Below are 18,488 nucleotides of genomic sequence, written 5' to 3'. Positions count from 1 at the left end.
AACCGCAGAGATTCGCAAGGAATGAAATCGAACATTGAAACCATAAAGGATTTGTACCAAGACTTCTCCAAAGGAGATACCAACGCCATAAAGGAAAAATTTGCCCTGGACATTGAATGGATCCAAATGAAGGGCTTTCCCAATGGAGGGCACCATATTGGGTTTGATGCCATTCTCAAAAACGTGTTCCAGAATTTTGGGGAGAACTGGACCTCTTGGGCCGCAACCATTGACGAATATGTGGATGCAGGCGAATCGGTCTTTGCCATTGGACAGTACAAGGGCACTTATGGTAAAACAGGAAAATCCATGACCGCGGATTTTGCCCATCGGTATGTCCTGAAAAATGGAAAGATCACCAAGTTTACCCAATATACGGACACCAAGTTGGTGGCCGATGTAATGGAATGATCACCTTAAAACCTAAAAAGCTCCAGCAAGGGCACTTCCAGAACTTGGGCAATTTCATATAAAGTGTAGACCGTTGGATTTACCCTCCCATTTTCAATCTTCTCCAAAGCTTGCCGGTCTTTACCACAAGCATATGCCAAATCGGCTTGCCGCAACCCCTTTTCTTCCCGGAGTTGGACCAACCGCATTCTGAGTTTCATTTTTAGTTCTTCTTTATCCACAAAACAAATATCCAGAATTTCTTTCTATACCGTGTTCGCTATTGCGAACATTCAAGTTTGAACCATGCATCGAAAACTAAAAATCCATTCCAAATTCCGTCGCCGTACCTGGGGCAACATTCTGGTGCCCGAAATACGGTTGGAGGGCCATTGGCTCAAGGAACTTGGTTTTGAGGAGGGGAAAACAGTACAGGTGATCATGCAGGAAAAAAAGCTCACCCTTGTTATTTTGGAACAGAATCCCGACCAACCTACCTCATAGGATCCAAACCGTTCCCAAACATGCATATAGCCTACAAACGCCTCCCCGAAATTGAAAATTCGCAGCTCATCGCCTTAATGAACCATCCCTTGGTCCGCCGCCAAATGCCCTTGCTAAAAGAAAATTTCACCGAGGAGCACTGCAAGACCTTTATCGCCGCCAAGGAACAACTGTGGCAGGAACACGGGTACGGACCATGGGCCTTTGTGGTGGATGGCACATTTGCAGGTTGGGGCGGCCTACAGCCCGAAAATGGTGAGGCCGATCTGGCCTTGGTCCTCCATCCGGATTATTGGGGACTGGGTAAAAGCTTGTATAAAGGCATCATTAAAAAGGCTTTTGGGGAGATGGGACTGCCCTCGGTAACCGTATTGTTCCCACCCACACGCATCCGCGTACAAGGTTTGCTTCGCTTGGGGTTTGTAAAGGAACGCGAGCTCCATGTGGGCAATGAACGGTTCATCAGGTACCGCTTATGGAACCCAAATGCGGTAGAATCCCATAAGTCTTAAATTTCTGGAAATCTCATAAATTTTGCCGATTTTTATAGGATTATTTGTACCGATTTTATAGTTGTATGGGGAAAAGAAAAAAGCAGGCGAAAATTTTACGGGTTTTTAGAAAAGTGCACCGTACCACAGGTGCCTTTTTATTTGTATTCTTCTTTTTCATATCGGTCTCCGGCCTGTTGCTCGGCTGGAAAAAGAACACTGCAGGGATGATCCTTCCCGAGTCGCAAAAGGGCACTTCCACCGATTTACGGGACTGGCTCCCAGTGGACAGCCTGCACACCATTGCCTGCAACACCTTGCACAACTCCGTTTCGCCACAGCTTTCCTTGGAACTGGACCGCATTGATATGCGCAAGGACAAGGGCATGGTAAAGTTTGTCTTTGTGGATGCATACTACGAGGTACAGTTGGATGGTGCTACGGGCAATGTGCTTTCCATTGGCCAGCGCCGTTCAGACTTTTTGGAAAAAGTACACGACGGCTCCATTCTGGACCGTTATCTGGGAACTTCGGGAGTGATAAAATTGGTGTATACCAGTATGATGGGCACTTCACTCTTGTTGTTCACCATCACAGGTTTTTGGTTGTGGTACGGCCCCAAAAGAATGAAAAAGACCACAAAGCCCAAGCTTGTTTCAACCTCAAAGGCAGGGTGAACGGTCATTTTGGTATATTAGGCGTATGATCTAACCCTAAATACCAAACATTATGACCAAAGGACGAATGGAGGCTTTCAGCGATGGCGTACTGGCCATCATCATCACCATCATGGTTTTGGAAATCAAGGTTCCCCATGGAGAGGAATTCACGGACCTTGTTCCGTTGATCCCGGTTTTTTTGAGCTATGTGCTCAGTTTTATCTATTTGGGCATCTATTGGAACAACCATCACCACATGATGCACACGGTAAAAAAGGTCACGGGAAAGGTACTTTGGGCCAATCTGCATCTTTTGTTCTGGCTCTCCTTGGTTCCCTTTGTGACGGGGTGGATGGGCGAAAACCATTTTTCGGAAAACCCTATTGCCCTATATGGTGTCATCCTTTTGATGGCAGCACTGGCGTATTTCTATCTACAGTACACTATCATTAAAACACAGGGAGAGGACTCCGTATTGAAAAAAGCCGTGGGCAAGGACCTGAAGGGCAAGCTTTCCCCCATTCTGTACCTTATTGGGATTGCTTTTGCCTGGATTACACCATGGGTATCAGGAGCTATGTTCGTCCTTGTAGCCTTGATTTGGCTCATTCCCGACAAAAGAATCGAACGGATTTTGGAGGGTTGACCCTTGGTTATCCCTTTATTTTTGATGCTGGAATAATACCGTATTTATCCATTAGGTACACCAGACTGGTCATAGAAGCTGCTCCCAGCTCCAGCTCACGTTTGTTCACGTGCTCAAAAGTGTCGTTCTCGGCATGGTGATGGTCAAAATACCGTTGTGAATCGGGTACCAAACCGGCCAGGACAATATCGGGGTTTTTCATGGGGCCAATGTCGGCACCACTAAACCCTTTCACGAACAAATGGATTAAATAAGGTTCAAACAAGCTTTTCCAGCTTTGGATCTGGTCAAAATTTTCATCGGAACAATCCAGTGAAAAACCCCTTGGGGTAAATCCACCTGAATCGCTTTCCAAGGCAAAGACGTGGTTTTCGTTCTTGCTTTGGGCCACTTCGGCATATTTGTTACCTCCGCGGAGGCCGTTTTCCTCATTCATGAATAACACTACGCGAATGGTTCGCTTAGGTTTGTAGCCCGTTTTCTTCAACAATCTAAGAACGTCCATGCTCTGCACGCAACCGGCACCATCGTCATGGGAACCATCGCCCAAATCCCAAGAATCCAAATGTCCACCCACAACCATGACTTCATTGGGATAGGTGCTTCCCTTAATCTCGCCAATGACGTTATAGGATTGCACATCCTCGTATTGTTTGCAGTTCTGCTTAAAATAAAATTTGATGTTGGGATTGAGTTTTAGGGTGGTACTCAACAAATCGGCCCCGTTGGTACTGATGGCCGCCGCAGGAATCCTCTGGGAAACGGGCATATCGCCATAGCTCATGGAACCCGTATGTGGATAATCATCCGAGCGCAGGTTCATGGAACGTACGATCACACCAAGCGCACCATACTTGGCAGCCTCGGCCGCACCGGAATACCGTTGGTCCACACAACCGGAATACGATGCGAAAGTGCTTATCAGCGTAGGGTCCATAGGTCGATTATAAAAGACAATCTTTCCCGCTATTTTATCCTTGCCCAATTTTTGAAGGTCTTCTATCCCCTGAACCTCAACAATATTGGCCTTTAGGCCACCATCTGGCGTGGCCACGGAACCTCCCAAGGCACAAATGGGCAAATTGGTGGTAAGTCCTGGTTTGGTTTCCATATAGGCAAACTCCGGGAGTCCCCTCACCCATTTGGGTACCATTACGGGTTGTAACCATACTCTATCCAACCCCAAGGAATCCAACTGGCCCTTGGTGTATTCCACGGCCTGTTGTGCCTGTACTGACCCAGACAAACGACCACCAATCTGGTTCGAAAGGTAATCCAACCATTCGTACGCCTGCCCATCAGTTAAGGCTTTGTCGTATATGGCCTTTATTTGCTTTTCGTCATCGGATTGTGAAAAAAAGGGGGTACTTGCCAGCAAAAGGGTTAAAAACAGTACTAATCTCATGGGGTTTCTTTTTCCAGTTCTTGTTTAAAGGTTTCTAAATTAGCCTTTATTTCATCATCGAGCTCGGGTTCCTCGATATCTTTGTACTTTTTTAACGCTTCCAGCATTACGGATGCCACAATGACACGGGCTGCTTTTTTATTGTCTGCCGGAACCACAAACCAAGGTGCATGTTCCTTGGAGGTTTTGTTCAAGGCCTCTTCATAACATTTTTGATAGTTATCCCATAATTTGCGCTCTTCAAGGTCACCTGGGGAAAATTTCCAGTTTTTTCGCTTTAAATGGATTCTGCGCAATAAACGTTGACGCTGTTCTTCTTTGGAGAGGTGTAGAAAAAACTTAAAGATCACCGTCCCATTTTCGGCCACATGCTTCTCAAAATCATTGATTTGTCTGTAGCGTTTCTCCCAAAAGGCATCATCTATATCGGAAATGGACTCCACTCCCGGTAAATTTTCACCTAAAATATATTCGGGGTGCACCTTGGTGACCAACACATTTTCATAATGAGTTCTGTTAAATACCGAGAACTTGCCCCGTTCAGGCAGGGCAATGTAATGTCGCCATAGATAGTCGTGTCGTAATTCCAATGGTGTGGGTACCTTAAAACTATGCACTACCACCCCCCGAGCATTGAAGTCTTTGAAGACTTCCCTGATCAAGCTATCCTTTCCTGCGGTATCCATGCCCTGTAGGCATACCAAAACACCATATTTACCATGGGCATACATGGTATCTTGGAACTCTCCTAAATCCTTTCGGATTGACTTGAGTTCCTTTTTTAACTCTTTTTCTGACGCTCCAAAATCCTGATATGTAGCTCTTTGGGATAAATTAAACCCTTCTTCTACTTTATATGTATTCGTATTGATTTTTTCCATGGGATTGAATATAGTCCATTTTGAGCACTCTTTCAACCCAAAAAAGATTGCTATTCATCGACACTTTTACCACTCATGGATGAAGATTGCTTTTTTATCGATCTTATTCGTAACGGCCTCACCCCTGTCCTAATTTAGTGGGAATCAAAGACGCTACGTCCCAAATCAAATGCGTTATGAATACTAGAAAGATTATCCTACTTATAGTCTTTGTCATAGGTATACTTGGCCTATGCTTAATGGTTTCATTTAGAGGCACAAATGCCTGTGAATATGCCAATTCCAACCTTGAATACATCAAAAGCAAAATACAGGATGCCGTTGTTTCCAAAGACATGGAAATGGCCAAATACCATGCATACAAGGCGTTGAATGGCATTGAAAAAACCCGATCCAATTTTTTGGACTGCGGATGCGAGGGAACCATTGAAAGTCTGGAGAATGCCCTAACCGAGCTTAAAACTGCTACTAAGGCCGAGTCTCTAAAGACTTCCAAAAAATCATTGCACCGAGCTTTGGAGAACACCTTGATCGGCATTAAAGTGCTACGGGTTTTTGAACAAGAGCATTCAAGCTCTTACGGTAACTCTACTTTGGTCATGAACACCAAGGAAGCGTTGGAAAACCAACATGGAATGTTCCTGACGCATGAAAATATGGTAAAGCAGCAGGTACACAATTGCCTTTTAGGGTTTGAATCCTCTTTGGAAAAAGTGGTTCAAGAGGTAGATTGTGAGGAAGCGCAACGATTTGTGAGCAATATTTATGAGGAATCAAGATTGGTCCTGCTCAACACCGAATTGTCGGCCCACAAGAAAGAATACCATCAGCGGGTAAAGAACCTTACCAAAGATGCACTTTCACGTTTGGATAAATGTGGCGCTTTGGAATGATTATTTACTGGCAAAGAGCTTAACGTCCTCTTCGGACACTTCCTTGCCCCCAAGAATAATCAAACGTTCAACCACATTACGTAGCTCCCTAACATTTCCGGTCCAGTCATACCCTTTAAGAAGTTCGGTGGCCTTTTTTGAAAACTCCTTGGGAGCTGTTCCTTGTTCGGATGCTATTTTCTTGGCAAAATGTTCTATCAGTAGAGGAATATCGTCCCGTCTATCATTCAATGCAGGTACTTTTATTAGGATGACCGCCAAACGATGGTAAAGGTCCTCCCTAAACTTTCCGTCCTCTATCTCCTTTTTTAAATCCTTGTTGGTAGCTGCCAACACGCGAACATCCACTTTAATGTCCTTATCGGAACCTACCCTGGAAATCTTGTTTTCTTGCAACGCTCGAAGTACCTTGGCTTGTGCCGACAAGCTCATATCGCCAATCTCGTCCAAAAATATAGTGCCTTTGTTAGCTGCCTCAAACTTGCCTGCCCGATCCTTAACAGCAGAAGTAAAGGCGCCTTTTACATGGCCAAACAATTCACTCTCTATCAATTCGGATGGAATAGCAGCACAGTTCACCTCTATAAAAGGTGCTGCGGACCGTGGACTTTTTTGATGTAGCCAATGGGCCACCAATTCTTTTCCTGTACCATTAGATCCTGTGATCAGTACGCGTGCATCGGTGGGAGCCACCTTTTCAATCATATCCTTAATGACTCCAATTTCTTCGCTATTGCCCACCATTTCATAATTCTTGGAAACCTTCTTTTTAAGAATTTTATTCTCTACCACCAACTCTTTTCGATCCAAAGCATTCCGTACCGTAGTAAGCAATCTGTTTAAGTCTGGTGGCTTGGAGATATAGTCAAAGGCACCCATTCGCATTGTATTCACTGCGGTATCCAAATCGCCATGCCCAGAAATCATAATGAAAGGAATCTCAGGTTTTATTTTTTTTGCGGCCTCCAATACCTCAACACCATCCATTTTTGGCATTTTTATATCACAAAGGACCAAATCAAAGTCTTCTTTCTTTATGGTCTCTATCCCACTAAGTCCATCTTCTGCTTCTTGAACACTATAAGAATCACTTTCCTCGACCAAAATTTTCACTAAAACCCTTCTAATGGCTGATTCGTCCTCTATTACCAAAATTTTTGACATACGCTTTTTTTAAAAGATTCCTATTTTGAAGCCAGTCCTAATATAAAAATTTGCCTCGTCATTCAGCAAAAAAACATCTCCTTGATCGTCATTTCTTAACTTTCCTTCCTGTTCGAAAGAACGACCAGCCATAACAAAAATGGATGTGTTCTTAGATAGGTTGTACTGATATCCCAGCGTACCCACCAGAGCGGTCAATGATATTTTGGATGCAACTTGATCATTGGGCAAAACAATATTGTTCTGGACATTTATAAAATACCCATCCAAGAACAATGCCAAGTCCACTGAATGTTTTTTGTTGATGTAATGCTTAAAGCTTGAACGCGGTATTCCAAGCGTGTAAGACCACTTTGGATGAAACTTTCTATAATAATTTATCAAAGGTAACGGAACAGGGATACCGGTGGTACTGTTATAGGTGAGCCCCAGAACTATTCTATATGGCCGGTCTGCATTGGGGCGTTCTTTCCAAAATGCAGCTGTCGCATTCAGGAAAAAATCATCGGTGAGGGACCCACTGGTAAAATTAGAGGCCATTCTTGGGGTAAGAATGGAGACGAAGTTCCAATTCCCGTTCCATTTGGTAATGAATCCCAAATTCATGTCAATGACATGAAACCGAATCAGTTCGCTCTTATCAAATGGAAAGTCTTGGGAATAGCCCACATCAAAGCGGTTGTATTCCATGCCGGTAATAAGGTAATCTTTCTTTGCATTAACCTGTATGGGCAGATTAAAGAGGAACTTATACCGCTGGGTTTTTATTCCAGAATCGTTTTCGGGGATATTCAAGTATTCCACTCTGAGAATATCGGTGCTTTGGGCCAATGCTTTTGGCCCACAAAGTATGGCTAGGGACGCCAAGCACCCCCAAAGTATTGAACTGCAGGTTGAGGTTTTTATCTTGCTTAAGTTTTTTGCTGAATAATATGCACATCTCGTTGCGGAAACGGAATGCTTATGCTATTTTCTGCGAACTTGGAATTGATTTTATATCTCATTTCGCTTTTGATCCTAGGATCGCTGAAACTGTCGTTGGTAAAAAAATGTATGGAGAACATAAGGGCCGAGTCTCCAAAGTCATCAAACAACACAAATGGTTTTGGATTTTTAAGGATTTGCTTTTGTTCGGCGGCCACTTGTTCCAAAATTTTGGTAACCAACTCCACATTACTTCCATACGCCACCCCAACACTTACCCTCTCACGTGTGGTACGATGATTTTGGGTATAGTTGAACATGATATCACTGATGAACTTGTGGTTTGGAATGATAACTACCTTATCATCTCTGGTAATGGCCCTCGTAGTCCTGAGCTTTATTTCGAATATCTTGCCGACCTTACCTTGAACCTCAACAATATCACCAACCTGAAGCGACTTGTCCACTATAATGAAAATACCCCCAAGAATGTCTTTGAACAATTCCTGAAGTGCCAATCCCAAACCTACAAAGAGCGCAGCCGATGCGGTGATGATCAACGTAATATCTATCCCGGCACCACTCAAAGTGACCAAGATCACCACTAGGTAAATTACATAATTGGTGAACTTGAAGACACTTGAAAACTTTTGCTTGTCTTCCCGCTCCATCTTATGGGTGAGCAAATACCTGACCCATTTTAAGACAAATTTGGCCACAATAATGGTAATGGTCAGTAAGAGAAGAAGCCCCAAGGTCAGGTTAATGGATTTTTCTCCCTCACCAATATGAAATCCAAGATTGAGAAACTCCTTGATGGAACCCCAAATATCTTCTTGGATGATTTCCTTTATCTCATTATCTGCTTGCATGTTCCTTTAATATCGTAACCATTTGATCAATTCTTTGTAGGTTGGTTTTTTACCGTACATCAATATCCCAACCCTATAAATCTTTGCGGCGAGGGAGACAATTCCCAGAAAAGTAACCACCAACAAAGCTATGGATGCCAACAATTGCCATAAAGGTACACCACCTTCCCCAATTCCACCAGGTAATCGCATCAACATAACAATTGGAGAGGTCAGTGGAAACAATGAAAAGCCAACCGCAATGGGTCCATGCGGATTGCTAAAAACAGAGAAGAACCCTACATAAATGGCCAACATGAGTGGCAAAATAATGGGGAAAATAAATTGTTGGGTATCGGTCTCATTGTCCACTGCCGCCCCAATGGCAGCATATATTGAACTGTAAATCAGGTATCCCAAAATAAAGTAGATAAAAAAGGAAACTATCAACAACCCCCATGGAATATCCAATATTTCCTTTGTATAAATCATCATCTCGCTATCCATGGTTGCCAATTGGGACATTTCATTCATTGCACCTGGCGGCATATTGGTATTGCCTGCCATGGCTCCAAGGTCTATACCCAACAACATTACCGCCAAAAACAGTAATATCGAAGCGGATATCAACCAGATGGTAAACTGGGTAATTCCCGCCAAAGATGTACCTATAATCTTGCCCAGCATCAATTGGAAGGGTTTTACTGAGGAGATAATCACCTCAATGATCCTGCTGGTCTTTTCTTCTATTACGCTCCGCATTACAAAACCACCATAAATAATAATGAACATCATAATGGCATAACCAAAGCCACCACCAATGAAAGCTTTGATTTCATTGATGCCCTTCACACTCTTTTCACCATCAAAAGTCGCCAGTTGAAGGTCAAAAGGCTGTTCCACCAGTGAAAACTGATCTTGTGAAACCCCTAGTTTTTTCAATCTTTCTTGCCGTAACTTTCTTTGAAAAATACCTTCCAAGTGTTGCGTGATCTGTGTGCTTGGATTGTCCTTGGTATATAAATGGGCAGATTCCGCCACTTGTTCCCCATTCTCACCATAGGGGAGGTGCAATAGTCCGTAATATCCCATAGCACTTATGGAATCTTTGGCCTCATCCAAACTCAACCCATCCAAATGAATATAGGAAATATGCTCTGTAGGCATAAACTCCTGTTGAAAAAAAGCACTCTCATTAAGTATGGAAATGACTCTTTTTTCATTATCGTTTATTTTGGTAAGGTAGGCTATCAATACAATCATCCCCACAATCAAGAGTGGGCTTAATATGGTCATGACAATAAAGGTCCGGTTCCTCACCTTCGCCAAATATTCCCGCCTAATGATCAGTCCTAACTTACCTATCATTGTCCTTGTTGTTTACGGTTTGGATAAAAATGTCATTGGCCGATGGAATGGTTTCCTCAAAACGGTTCACATTGGCAATTTTAGATAGTTCGGAAAGTATTTCGGCAGTATGGGAAGAAGGTAATTGTACTTTGAAATCCAACTGGTTTTCCCCATCATCAAAACTTGAGGACAGTATATGGTACTTTTCGTTCAGTTCCTGGATCAACTTTTCTGCATTCTCCTGGGTCTGCAGCCCTACATTGAAAATGTTGTTTTTGTATGCTTTCTTTATGTCAGAGAGTTTTCCGTCAAGGATTTTTTCCGATTTATGGATCAGGGCAATATACTCGCAAAGTTCTTCCACGGATTCCATTCTGTGGGTAGAAAAGATGATCGAGGTCCCTTTTTCCTTGAGCTGAAGAATCTCATCTTTGATGATATTGGCATTTATGGGGTCAAACCCGCTGAAAGGTTCATCAAAAATCAACAATTTTGGGTCGTGAAGAACAGTTACAATAAATTGAATCTTCTGTGCCATTCCCTTTGACAGTTCCTGGATTTTCTTGTTCCACCAGTCGCCAATATTTAGACGGTCAAACCAATACTTTAATTTTTCCTTGGCCTCACTTTTGGATAGCCCCTTTAATTGGGCTAAATAAAGAGCTTGCTCCCCTACCTTCATGCTCTTGTAAAGACCGCGCTCCTCTGGCAAGTACCCTATATGTGCTATATGGTGTTGTGCCAATGGTTCACCATCGAACAAAATTTCTCCAGAATCCTGATGGGTAATCTGATTAATTATCCGGATGAAAGAGGTTTTACCCGCACCGTTGGGTCCCAAAAGACCGTAGATGCAATTTTTGGGTATATTGAGTGAAATGTTGCTCAATGCGGTATAGTTTCCATATGTTTTGGAAACATTTTTGGCAACAAGGATGTTCTCCATGCATTCTATTTTTTCAAAGATATGTATTTGCCCAATACGATCAAATCCCCTTAAAACAAAAACCCACCCTTAAAAATTTCAAGGATGGGAAAAAAATTGCTATGAAAAAGAAAATTAGATATTGGTCACCCAACATCAGTTTCAAATATACGTTTTTTATTTAAACAGCAAGTTTTTTCTTGTTATGAGAACATATCTTTTACCTTTTCAAAAAAGGATTTATCCGATTTTTCAGGCTTTGGCACAAAATTTTCGTCATTTTGCATTCGTTCAAAAAACTCCCGCTGTTCCTTATTTAGTTCCTTCGGAGTCCATACATTGACGTGCACCAACAAATCGCCACTACCATAACCATTAATGCTGTTGATTCCTTTCCCCCTCAATCTCAAAATCTTACCGGATTGGATTCCAGGTTCCAATTTTATTCGCACTTTGCCCCCAATGGCATCTATTTCCTTTGAACTGCCCAGTACGGCTTCCGAAATACTGATGTATAAATCGTAGTGAAGGTTATCCCCTTCCCTTTTGAGCGTATCGTGTTCAATGGTCTCTATCGCTACCAATAAATCTCCTGGGATTCCATTTCCAGGCGCCCCGTTTCCTTTTCCGGACACCTTTAATTGCATACCATCTTCAACCCCTGGTGGAATTTTAATAGAAACGGTCTCCTCTTCTACTTTAAGCCCTTGGGCATCAGCCCCAGCAGGACGTTTATCTATGGTTTGTCCAGAACCTCCGCAGGTACTACAGGTGGTAGCGGTCTGCATTCTGCCCAAAATGGTATTGGTAATTTTTGTGATCTGTCCAGAACCGTTACAAGTGGGACAGGTTTTGTAGGTGACCCCATCGGCCTGCACCTTTCGTCTCACTTTAACTTTCTTCTCTACCCCGTTGGCAACCTCTTCCAAGGTAAGTTTTACCCGAATACGCAGATTGCTTCCCTTGACCCTACGCTGTCCGCCACCGCCAAATCCACTGAAACCACTAAATCCACCACCAAATGCACTTCCAAAGATATCTCCAAACTGACTGAAAATATCATCCATGTTCATACCTCCTCCGCCAAATCCAGCGCTACCATCAAAGGCTGCATGGCCAAACTGATCGTACTTTGCGCGCTTGTCCTGATCGCTCAAAACCTCATAGGCTTCGGCCGCTTTCTTGAACATCTCCTCTGCCTTGGCATCCCCAAGGTTCTTGTCAGGGTGAAATTCAATAGCTTTCTTTCTGTAAGCCTTTTTTATTTCTGCGGCGGATGCTCCTTTGGAAACACCTAATATTTCGTAATAATCCTCCTTCATACACTGCTAGTTAGTTGCCAACGACCACCTTGGGGTGTCGAATGATACGGTCTCCCAGCTTAAAGCCTTTTTCAACCACATCTATGATTTTACCTTTCAATTTTTTGTTGGGTGCCGGGACTTGGGTTATGGCATCGTGGACTTCAGCATCAAAAGTATCGCCTTCGCCAACCTCTATCTGTTCCAAGCCCTTATTTTTAAGCGTTTCCTTAAACTTATTGTTGATAAGCTCCACGCCTTTGAACATTTCTTTGTCCTCAGATTTGGAAAGTTCTTTCAAGGCACGATCAAAATCATCCAAAACGGGCAATAGAGATACCATGACTTCTTGGCCCGCCGTCTTAAAAAGATCCATGCGTTCTTTGGAAGTTCTCTTTTTAAAGTTTTCGAACTCGGCAAAAAGTCTTAAAAACTTATCTTTCTCCTTGGCCAACTCCCCACGTAGTTTGTCTTCCTCCGAAGCTTCCACATTTTCTCCTTTGTCCCCAGCATTATCCATATTCTCATCGTTCAGCTCAGGATTTTCAACAGTTTGGGCCTCTTCTTGGTACCCTTCCATTTCCTCAACCTTACTTTTCTTGCTCATATATGTCTATTTTATTCTCTTTTTGAAGTGGCAAAAGTACTGCCAATTGCTCGAAAATGTCAAAATGTCACAACAAAACCTAAAAAAATCCGCTAAAGCGGATTTAGACTTACACTAAAAGTTATGCTATTAGACCAACTCCTCAGAAACAGGATCCAATGATGTCTTGCTGTTCTTTTCGGAATAAAGGTCTTGTAATGCCAAACAAATATTGGGATATTGAAAATCGAACCCTTCATTTTCCATCTTTTTGGAACTCACCCTATGGCTTGCCAATAGGAGATAAGACATTTCACCCAAAAGCATCTTAAGCAATACCTTGGGCACATTTGGAAGCCAAAGTGGATAGTCCAATGCCCGCGCCAACTCCTTAGTCATTTTGGCATTGGTTACCGGATTCGGCGCCACACCATTATACACTCCATTGAGGTTATTCTCCAAGATAAACACAAACATTTGCGCCAGATCATCAATATGTACCCAAGATTGCCATTGATCTCCACTACCCACTGGAGCTCCTGCGTATTTTTTAACAGGTTTGGCCATCTGTGGCAAAGCTCCACCTTGGGTGGACAATACAATCCCGATACGAACTTTTGAAACCTCAATTCCCAAGTTCTTGAATGTATCGGCTTTTGCCTCCCATTTCTGGGCCACCTCACCAACAAAACTGTCATCCACCTTAGACTCCTGTTCATTGTAGAATTGCGAAAGGGAATTTGGATATATACCAATGGCAGATGCGGAAATCAATAACTCAATAGTCGATGTATCCTCTTTTTCCAATGCATTGTACAATGTTTGTAGGCTATTGATTCTACTGGAAAGAATCTTCTTTTTGTGTATTGGGGTCCAACGTTTGGCAATACTGGTCCCTGCCAGATTGATTATGGCATCGACTCCCTTAAAACAAGCTGAATCTATTTTGCCTTTACTTGGATTCCAATAAAAACCGTTGTACGTTTCAGACTGTACTATTTTGCGCTTTTGGGTAGTTAAATAGTTCACAGCAATTTCCTTCTCATGCAAAACTTTCACGATTGCTTGTCCAACTAAACCCGTAGCACCTGTAATCAGCACCTTCATACCTCCATTTTTCCACAAATTTACAGGTTTAAAAGACTGTTTATGAGGTATTAATTTAGGTTTAACACAAATAGCCCTACTTTAAGCAAATTTATGATAAACTCTAGCCACGATCTTAACAACTGGTTGACGTAAATTAGATTTTCCTTGCTCTGAGCATTTCGCGTTTTCCGGGTGGGCCGGGCAGCCGCTCTACGGTAAACCCAACAGTTTGCATGGCGCGTCTTACGCTACCTTTGGCGGCGTACGTGACCAGAACACCTCCTTTTTTAAGAGATTCATACATTATCTTAAAAATCTCTTCGGTCCAAAGCTCTGGTTGTACCCTGGCCCCAAACGCATCAAAATAGATAAGGTCGTATTCTTCCTTATCATTTATTTCCTTAAAATCTTTTTGTTGCTTGTTGATCGAAAAACTTTTAGAAATCTGGAGATTTTCCTCCCAAGGGAGCTGATGCATTTTCTCGAACAATTGTTGATGGCTCAAGGCATTCAACCTTGTACCATACCCCAATTCGGCAACTTCTTTTAAGGAAACCGGATAGGCTTCCACACCAACATAATTTATGGTCAAACCTAGTTTTTCGGCTTCCAACAAAGTAATAAAGGCATTCAATCCAGTACCAAAGCCAATCTCCAATAAATTGATTTTTGAGTTTTTGAACAACCGCAAACCGTGTTCAATAAAAACGTGATAGGCCTCCTGTACGGCACCATGTTTGGAGTGGTACTGCTCATCCCATTCCTCTATTTGGATGGTCTTTGAGCCATCTCCTGTAGTAATGATCTTTCTTTTCAATCTTATTCTTCAATGAGAACCCCTGCTGCCTCATACCTAAGTATGCGCTTAGGCTCCACGATCTTATCAATTTCTTCTTGCGAAGCACCACTGTCCTTGGCATAATGTTTTTGGTCGTCCACGGACATTTCTTCCAAAAAAGCAATCCCGTCCATGTAGACCTTTTTATCCGAAGCATCGGTCGGCACAAAAAAACCATAGTCCTTAAATCGCACGAAGACTTCGTCATCTGTATTGATTTTAACCTTCATCCAACACCCCTTTACTTGGCATACTTCCTTGATCTCACCCACCAATTGGGTTTGGACAGAATCCTTTAGCGATAGGTTTTCAAAAACAGCCCCATCTCTTCCGGGTTTCTCCAAAACAGTGAACTTTTTTCCATAGTATTCTTTCTTGACTTGCTCCTGGGCAAATATCAATTGGGTTGCAAACAATAGCAAAACAGCATAAAAAATGTTAAAAGACCTCATTTTATCCAATATTTGAACCATTCTGAACAAAGAACAGAAATTAGAATTTTGAAACTCCTAAAAGTAACAATAAATAGCTAATTTTAACCTTCCTAATGTTAATGATATGGAAGCTGTAATGAACAATATCTCAGTAGAAAAGGCAAAAACATCCAAAATCCATGAGGTGGATTTTGAAAATCTTTCTTTTGGAAGCATTTACACAGATCACATGTTGGTCTGCGATTACGTTGATGGCGAATGGAAAACTCCAAAAATTGTTCCTTACCAACCCATTACCCTGGATCCTTCAGCAAAGATTTTTCACTATGGACAATCTATTTTTGAAGGTATGAAGGCTTACAAGGACGACAATGAAAAAATATGGCTGTTCCGTCCGTTGGAAAACCATAAACGTTTGAACAAATCCGCAAAGCGATTGGCAATTCCCGAACTTCCCGAGGCTTATTTTATGGAGGGACTTACAACCTTATTGCAATTGGAAAAAGATTGGGTTCCTACCACTCCGGGCAGTTCCTTATATATTAGACCTTTTATATTTGCTTCTGGCACCGGTTTTCACGCCTCACCTGCCAATGCCTATAAATTCATCATAGCCTGTGCACCCTCCGGCACCTATTTTTCTGGGAGTGTAAAGGTTTTGATTGAGGAAACCTATTCACGTGCTGCAAATGGTGGAGTGGGCTATGCCAAAGCAGGGGGTAACTATGCCGGACAGTTTTATCCGACCCAATTGGCTGCGGAAAAAGGATATCAACAGGTCATCTGGACCGACGACAACACTCACGAATTTATTGAGGAAGCTGGTGCCATGAACGTTTTTGTACGTATTGGAGACACCCTTCTCACAGCCCCTACCAATGACCGTATTCTTGACGGTATTACCCGGAAAAGCATCTTGGACATTGCCAAGGACGAAGGAATAAAAACCGAGGTCAGGAAAGTCTCTGTCCATGAAATAGTGGAAGCTGCCAAAAACGGTTCCTTGAAAGAAATGTTCGGTGCGGGTACGGCTGCAGTGGTTTCACCCATAGGTGCCTTTGGCTATAAGGGAGAAGATTACGAACTTCCAGAACTAAAGGATAGCTTTGCTTCACGCCTGAAGAAAAGAATAACAGACATTCAATACAATAGAGCCGAAGACAAGTTCGGTTGGCGATATCCAGTTTCATGAGTTAATAAAAAAGGCACCTAAAGGTGCCTTTTTTATTTGTCCATAATGGATTGAATGTCCGGTTTAAAATAATTTGGACCCTTCATCACTTTTCCGTCCTCCCTATATATAGGTTTCCCATCCGATCCCAACTTGCTCATGTTACTTCGTTGAATTTCCTCAAAAACCTCTTCAATCTTATATTGCATGCCGTGCTCCAAGATGGTTCCGCACAGAATGTAAAGCATGTCTCCCAAGGCATCAGCCACTTCAATTAAATCACCATCATTGGCCGCCTCCAAATACTCTTGGTTCTCCTCATCCATAAGATTAAACCGTAATAAGTTTTTCTCTTTTCCCAAATTTGCCTTTGGCTTGGTTGAAACACCTAGACCAAAAGAATTGTGGAACAACTCCACCGCCTTTATTTTACTTTTCATTATACTCGATTTGATTTAGCTTTGCATAAAAATAAAAAATATGTTCAGCTCAGGACAGTTAATTTTTGCGCTACTTTTTATCATAGCATTTGTAGCAATCATCTCTTTCACATATAGAAAGGACAAAAAATTACATAAGAAAAATTATAAAGGCGTTAAATGGGTGCTGATTTCTTTTATGACTTTTATTGCTATCCTATTCTTGATCAAGAACTTTCTTAAAAATTAACATAAGAATTAGATTCCCCACAAAAACCGAGAGGTTGACAACTTTTATAGCGCTAAATAATCCAAACCTATAGGAAAAAACGTACTTTTGTTTAACAATTGTTTAGCAGAAATAAATGACAACTTTTTTTAGCCTATTTTTTGTTTTGCTCGCAATCAATGGCCTTTTTTTAATTTTCAGTGCCACTAAAAGTAGAAAAGGATTTAAAAAACCGATTCAAAAAATTTCAGAGACCACTATTACAAAGTTCTTCCCCCAAGAGTCTTCTGAAACCGAGTACAAAAAAGCAGTATAGTTTGTACATTTGGGTATGAAACAGGCCATTCTTGTTTTTTTAGGGGGTGGATTTGGCAGCGTTCTTAGGTATGCCATTTCAAAACCCTTGAACCCCTTGTTCCCAAATTTTTTCTTTGGTACTTTTTTGGTAAATATAATTGGTTGCCTCCTTATTGGCCTTATTTTGGGCTTATCCGCCAAAAGCAATCTATTATCCCAAAATTCCACACTATTTTTGGCAACGGGCTTTTGCGGAGGTTTCACTACTTTTTCCGCTTTTGCTTTTGAAAAACACTTTCTTCTCAAGAACAGTGAATTGCTTCATTTTTCCATCTATCTAATTTCCAGCATTGTTATCGGCATTTTTGCCGTTGTCTTAGGATTATGGCTCTCCAAGTTCGGCGAGTAAGTTATAATTCCTGAAACGCCTCTTCATTTTGTTAAATTTTTAACAATTAGTCGCCAGCTCTTTCGTTTGCACATCAAAATCTTGCGTTTTATCCTTTCTGGAAAAAACATATTCATCAATATTCCATAAAAAACATAATTAAAATAGCATACCCCTAAAATTTCAGGGGGTGATTTTTTATTTTAATAAAAATTGGACCTATACCCCCTAAATATATATGGTCTTATATGGTTTAACATATATTTGGGAAATCAATTAACCGTATTATTATGAAAAAAGTCGAGGCAATTATTAGAAAATCAAAATTTGATGAGGTGAAAAAAGCCCTACATCAGATTGAGGTCAACTTCTTCAGTTACTGGGATGTGACTGGAGTTGGAAACGAGAAACAGGGACATGTATACCGAGGCATATCCTATAGTACCAGTGATATACAACGAAGGTATCTGGTCATTGTGGTTTCGGATGATTTTTTGGAAAGGACCATTAATGTCCTATTGGATACCGCTAGTACAGGAAACGTAGGCGATGGAAAAATCTTCGTATCAGACATGATAGAAGCTTACAGGATACGAACCAAGGAAAGCGGTAGCGCAGGAATTAACTAAACTAACAGCCAAAAACTCAAAAAA

At 41.9% G+C, this 18,488-nt stretch carries 23 protein-coding genes; 9 read left to right on the top strand and 14 right to left on the bottom strand.

Translation table 11 applies throughout. The features are described from left to right. Positions 1-21 precede the first annotated feature (21 nt). On the top strand, positions 22-411 hold the full coding sequence (locus ACP14V_RS04860) for a nuclear transport factor 2 family protein (protein WP_272609574.1): 390 nt from the start codon (positions 22-24) through the stop codon (positions 409-411). 5 nt (positions 412-416) lie between these two features. Here ACP14V_RS04860 and ACP14V_RS04855 read toward each other — a convergent pair whose 3' ends face one another. Then, positions 417-611, bottom strand: coding sequence for a helix-turn-helix transcriptional regulator (locus ACP14V_RS04855; RefSeq protein WP_272609573.1), 195 nt, complete (start codon positions 609-611; stop codon positions 417-419). Between the two features lie 85 nt (positions 612-696). On the opposite strand from ACP14V_RS04855, the gene ACP14V_RS04850 reads away from it, so the two are divergent. From ACP14V_RS04850 to ACP14V_RS04835, 4 genes are all read left to right on the top strand, one after another. Beyond that, a complete protein-coding gene (locus ACP14V_RS04850; RefSeq protein ID WP_272609572.1) occupies positions 697-894 on the top strand; it encodes a SymE family type I addiction module toxin in 198 nt (65 codons plus the stop codon). Between the two features lie 20 nt (positions 895-914). After that, positions 915-1,406, top strand: coding sequence for a GNAT family N-acetyltransferase (locus ACP14V_RS04845; protein WP_272609571.1), 492 nt, complete (start codon positions 915-917; stop codon positions 1,404-1,406). 65 nt (positions 1,407-1,471) lie between these two features. After that, entirely contained in the window at positions 1,472-2,062 is a 591-nt protein-coding gene (locus ACP14V_RS04840; RefSeq protein ID WP_272609570.1) for a PepSY domain-containing protein, read from the top strand. Positions 2,063-2,114: 52 nt separating this feature from the next. Further along, the gene (locus ACP14V_RS04835; protein WP_136565791.1) at positions 2,115-2,690 is read left to right on the top strand and encodes a TMEM175 family protein; all 576 of its coding nucleotides are present in this window, start codon (positions 2,115-2,117) and stop codon (positions 2,688-2,690) included. A 7-nt stretch (positions 2,691-2,697) separates the two neighbouring features. Here ACP14V_RS04835 and ACP14V_RS04830 read toward each other — a convergent pair whose 3' ends face one another. Both ACP14V_RS04830 and ACP14V_RS04825 read right to left on the bottom strand, forming a co-directional pair. Continuing rightward, positions 2,698-4,095 carry a M20/M25/M40 family metallo-hydrolase gene (locus ACP14V_RS04830; RefSeq protein WP_272609569.1) on the bottom strand — a complete coding sequence of 466 codons (1,398 nt, stop codon included), beginning with the start codon at positions 4,093-4,095 and terminating at the stop codon, positions 2,698-2,700. After that, positions 4,092-4,976, bottom strand: a complete 885-nt coding sequence (locus ACP14V_RS04825) for a PPK2 family polyphosphate kinase (protein WP_272609568.1) — start codon at positions 4,974-4,976, stop codon at positions 4,092-4,094. Before ACP14V_RS04825 ends, ACP14V_RS04830 begins: the two co-directional genes overlap by 4 nt. A gap of 176 nt (positions 4,977-5,152) precedes the next feature. Here ACP14V_RS04825 and ACP14V_RS04820 point away from each other — a divergent pair, with 176 nt between their 5' ends. Further along, positions 5,153-5,869, top strand: a complete 717-nt coding sequence (locus tag ACP14V_RS04820) for a hypothetical protein (RefSeq protein ID WP_272609567.1) — start codon at positions 5,153-5,155, stop codon at positions 5,867-5,869. On the opposite strand, the gene ACP14V_RS04815 is transcribed toward ACP14V_RS04820, so the two are convergent. The 10 genes from ACP14V_RS04815 to ACP14V_RS04770 all read right to left on the bottom strand — a co-directional run bounded on the left by ACP14V_RS04815 (position 5,870) and on the right by ACP14V_RS04770 (position 15,349). After that, positions 5,870-7,033, bottom strand: a complete 1,164-nt coding sequence (locus ACP14V_RS04815; protein ID WP_424987911.1) for a sigma-54-dependent transcriptional regulator — start codon at positions 7,031-7,033, stop codon at positions 5,870-5,872. It abuts the gene before it with no gap. A gap of 9 nt (positions 7,034-7,042) precedes the next feature. Continuing rightward, positions 7,043-7,900: a DUF6268 family outer membrane beta-barrel protein gene (locus ACP14V_RS04810; protein WP_272609565.1), complete on the bottom strand. Its 858-nt coding sequence runs from the start codon at positions 7,898-7,900 to the stop codon at positions 7,043-7,045. 44 nt (positions 7,901-7,944) lie between these two features. Continuing rightward, positions 7,945-8,829 carry a mechanosensitive ion channel family protein gene (locus ACP14V_RS04805; RefSeq protein WP_272609564.1) on the bottom strand — a complete coding sequence of 295 codons (885 nt, stop codon included), beginning with the start codon at positions 8,827-8,829 and terminating at the stop codon, positions 7,945-7,947. A 6-nt stretch (positions 8,830-8,835) separates the two neighbouring features. Next, the gene (locus tag ACP14V_RS04800) at positions 8,836-10,173 is read right to left on the bottom strand and encodes an ABC transporter permease (RefSeq protein ID WP_272610286.1); all 1,338 of its coding nucleotides are present in this window, start codon (positions 10,171-10,173) and stop codon (positions 8,836-8,838) included. Next, on the bottom strand, positions 10,166-11,104 hold the full coding sequence (locus tag ACP14V_RS04795) for an ABC transporter ATP-binding protein (protein ID WP_272609563.1): 939 nt from the start codon (positions 11,102-11,104) through the stop codon (positions 10,166-10,168). Before ACP14V_RS04795 ends, ACP14V_RS04800 begins: the two co-directional genes overlap by 8 nt. A 182-nt stretch (positions 11,105-11,286) precedes the next feature. Next, entirely contained in the window at positions 11,287-12,405 is a 1,119-nt protein-coding gene (dnaJ, locus tag ACP14V_RS04790; protein WP_272609562.1) for a molecular chaperone DnaJ, read from the bottom strand. Positions 12,406-12,415: 10 nt separating this feature from the next. Further along, positions 12,416-12,991, bottom strand: coding sequence for a nucleotide exchange factor GrpE (locus ACP14V_RS04785; protein WP_272609561.1), 576 nt, complete (start codon positions 12,989-12,991; stop codon positions 12,416-12,418). A gap of 129 nt (positions 12,992-13,120) precedes the next feature. Then, positions 13,121-14,077 (bottom strand): TIGR01777 family oxidoreductase, encoded by a 957-nt coding sequence (locus ACP14V_RS04780; protein ID WP_272609560.1) that lies wholly within the window; start codon positions 14,075-14,077, stop codon positions 13,121-13,123. Positions 14,078-14,213: 136 nt separating this feature from the next. After that, on the bottom strand, positions 14,214-14,876 hold the full coding sequence (gene mnmD / locus ACP14V_RS04775; protein ID WP_272609559.1) for a tRNA (5-methylaminomethyl-2-thiouridine)(34)-methyltransferase MnmD: 663 nt from the start codon (positions 14,874-14,876) through the stop codon (positions 14,214-14,216). 2 nt (positions 14,877-14,878) lie between these two features. Further along, on the bottom strand, positions 14,879-15,349 hold the full coding sequence (locus tag ACP14V_RS04770) for a DUF4920 domain-containing protein (protein ID WP_272609558.1): 471 nt from the start codon (positions 15,347-15,349) through the stop codon (positions 14,879-14,881). Positions 15,350-15,455: 106 nt separating this feature from the next. Here ACP14V_RS04770 and ACP14V_RS04765 point away from each other — a divergent pair, with 106 nt between their 5' ends. Beyond that, a complete protein-coding gene (locus tag ACP14V_RS04765; protein ID WP_272609557.1) occupies positions 15,456-16,523 on the top strand; it encodes a branched-chain amino acid aminotransferase in 1,068 nt (355 codons plus the stop codon). 32 nt (positions 16,524-16,555) lie between these two features. On the opposite strand, the gene ACP14V_RS04760 is transcribed toward ACP14V_RS04765, so the two are convergent. After that, on the bottom strand, positions 16,556-16,942 hold the full coding sequence (locus ACP14V_RS04760) for a nucleoside triphosphate pyrophosphohydrolase family protein (protein WP_136565776.1): 387 nt from the start codon (positions 16,940-16,942) through the stop codon (positions 16,556-16,558). Positions 16,943-17,481: 539 nt separating this feature from the next. Here ACP14V_RS04760 and crcB point away from each other — a divergent pair. Next, positions 17,482-17,856, top strand: a complete 375-nt coding sequence (crcB, locus tag ACP14V_RS04755) for a fluoride efflux transporter CrcB (protein WP_136565773.1) — start codon at positions 17,482-17,484, stop codon at positions 17,854-17,856. Positions 17,857-18,125: 269 nt separating this feature from the next. Further along, a complete protein-coding gene (locus ACP14V_RS04750) occupies positions 18,126-18,464 on the top strand; it encodes a P-II family nitrogen regulator (protein ID WP_072877242.1) in 339 nt (112 codons plus the stop codon). Positions 18,465-18,488: the final 24 nt, after the last annotated feature.

Source organism: Flagellimonas alvinocaridis, assembly GCF_965248585.1.
Classification (GTDB): domain Bacteria; phylum Bacteroidota; class Bacteroidia; order Flavobacteriales; family Flavobacteriaceae; genus Flagellimonas; species Flagellimonas alvinocaridis.
This window is presented reverse-complemented; position numbering and strand designations above follow the sequence as displayed.

What these genes read in the sequence shown, in the direction of transcription:
- ACP14V_RS04860 (WP_272609574.1), top strand. Translation starts at nt 22, where the DNA reads ATGAAATCGAACATTGAAACCATAAAGGATTTGTACCAAGACTTCTCC.
- ACP14V_RS04855 (WP_272609573.1), bottom strand. Translation starts at nt 611, where the DNA reads ATGAAACTCAGAATGCGGTTGGTCCAACTCCGGGAAGAAAAGGGGTTG.
- ACP14V_RS04850 (WP_272609572.1), top strand. Translation starts at nt 697, where the DNA reads ATGCATCGAAAACTAAAAATCCATTCCAAATTCCGTCGCCGTACCTGG.
- ACP14V_RS04845 (WP_272609571.1), top strand. Translation starts at nt 915, where the DNA reads ATGCATATAGCCTACAAACGCCTCCCCGAAATTGAAAATTCGCAGCTC.
- ACP14V_RS04840 (WP_272609570.1), top strand. Translation starts at nt 1,472, where the DNA reads ATGGGGAAAAGAAAAAAGCAGGCGAAAATTTTACGGGTTTTTAGAAAA.
- ACP14V_RS04835 (WP_136565791.1), top strand. Translation starts at nt 2,115, where the DNA reads ATGACCAAAGGACGAATGGAGGCTTTCAGCGATGGCGTACTGGCCATC.
- ACP14V_RS04830 (WP_272609569.1), bottom strand. Translation starts at nt 4,095, where the DNA reads ATGAGATTAGTACTGTTTTTAACCCTTTTGCTGGCAAGTACCCCCTTT.
- ACP14V_RS04825 (WP_272609568.1), bottom strand. Translation starts at nt 4,976, where the DNA reads ATGGAAAAAATCAATACGAATACATATAAAGTAGAAGAAGGGTTTAAT.
- ACP14V_RS04820 (WP_272609567.1), top strand. Translation starts at nt 5,153, where the DNA reads ATGAATACTAGAAAGATTATCCTACTTATAGTCTTTGTCATAGGTATA.
- ACP14V_RS04815 (WP_424987911.1), bottom strand. Translation starts at nt 7,033, where the DNA reads ATGTCAAAAATTTTGGTAATAGAGGACGAATCAGCCATTAGAAGGGTT.
- ACP14V_RS04805 (WP_272609564.1), bottom strand. Translation starts at nt 8,829, where the DNA reads ATGCAAGCAGATAATGAGATAAAGGAAATCATCCAAGAAGATATTTGG.
- ACP14V_RS04795 (WP_272609563.1), bottom strand. Translation starts at nt 11,104, where the DNA reads ATGGAGAACATCCTTGTTGCCAAAAATGTTTCCAAAACATATGGAAAC.
- dnaJ (WP_272609562.1), bottom strand. Translation starts at nt 12,405, where the DNA reads ATGAAGGAGGATTATTACGAAATATTAGGTGTTTCCAAAGGAGCATCC.
- ACP14V_RS04785 (WP_272609561.1), bottom strand. Translation starts at nt 12,991, where the DNA reads ATGAGCAAGAAAAGTAAGGTTGAGGAAATGGAAGGGTACCAAGAAGAG.
- ACP14V_RS04780 (WP_272609560.1), bottom strand. Translation starts at nt 14,077, where the DNA reads ATGAAGGTGCTGATTACAGGTGCTACGGGTTTAGTTGGACAAGCAATC.
- ACP14V_RS04770 (WP_272609558.1), bottom strand. Translation starts at nt 15,349, where the DNA reads ATGAGGTCTTTTAACATTTTTTATGCTGTTTTGCTATTGTTTGCAACC.
- ACP14V_RS04765 (WP_272609557.1), top strand. Translation starts at nt 15,456, where the DNA reads ATGGAAGCTGTAATGAACAATATCTCAGTAGAAAAGGCAAAAACATCC.
- ACP14V_RS04760 (WP_136565776.1), bottom strand. Translation starts at nt 16,942, where the DNA reads ATGAAAAGTAAAATAAAGGCGGTGGAGTTGTTCCACAATTCTTTTGGT.
- crcB (WP_136565773.1), top strand. Translation starts at nt 17,482, where the DNA reads ATGAAACAGGCCATTCTTGTTTTTTTAGGGGGTGGATTTGGCAGCGTT.
- ACP14V_RS04750 (WP_072877242.1), top strand. Translation starts at nt 18,126, where the DNA reads ATGAAAAAAGTCGAGGCAATTATTAGAAAATCAAAATTTGATGAGGTG.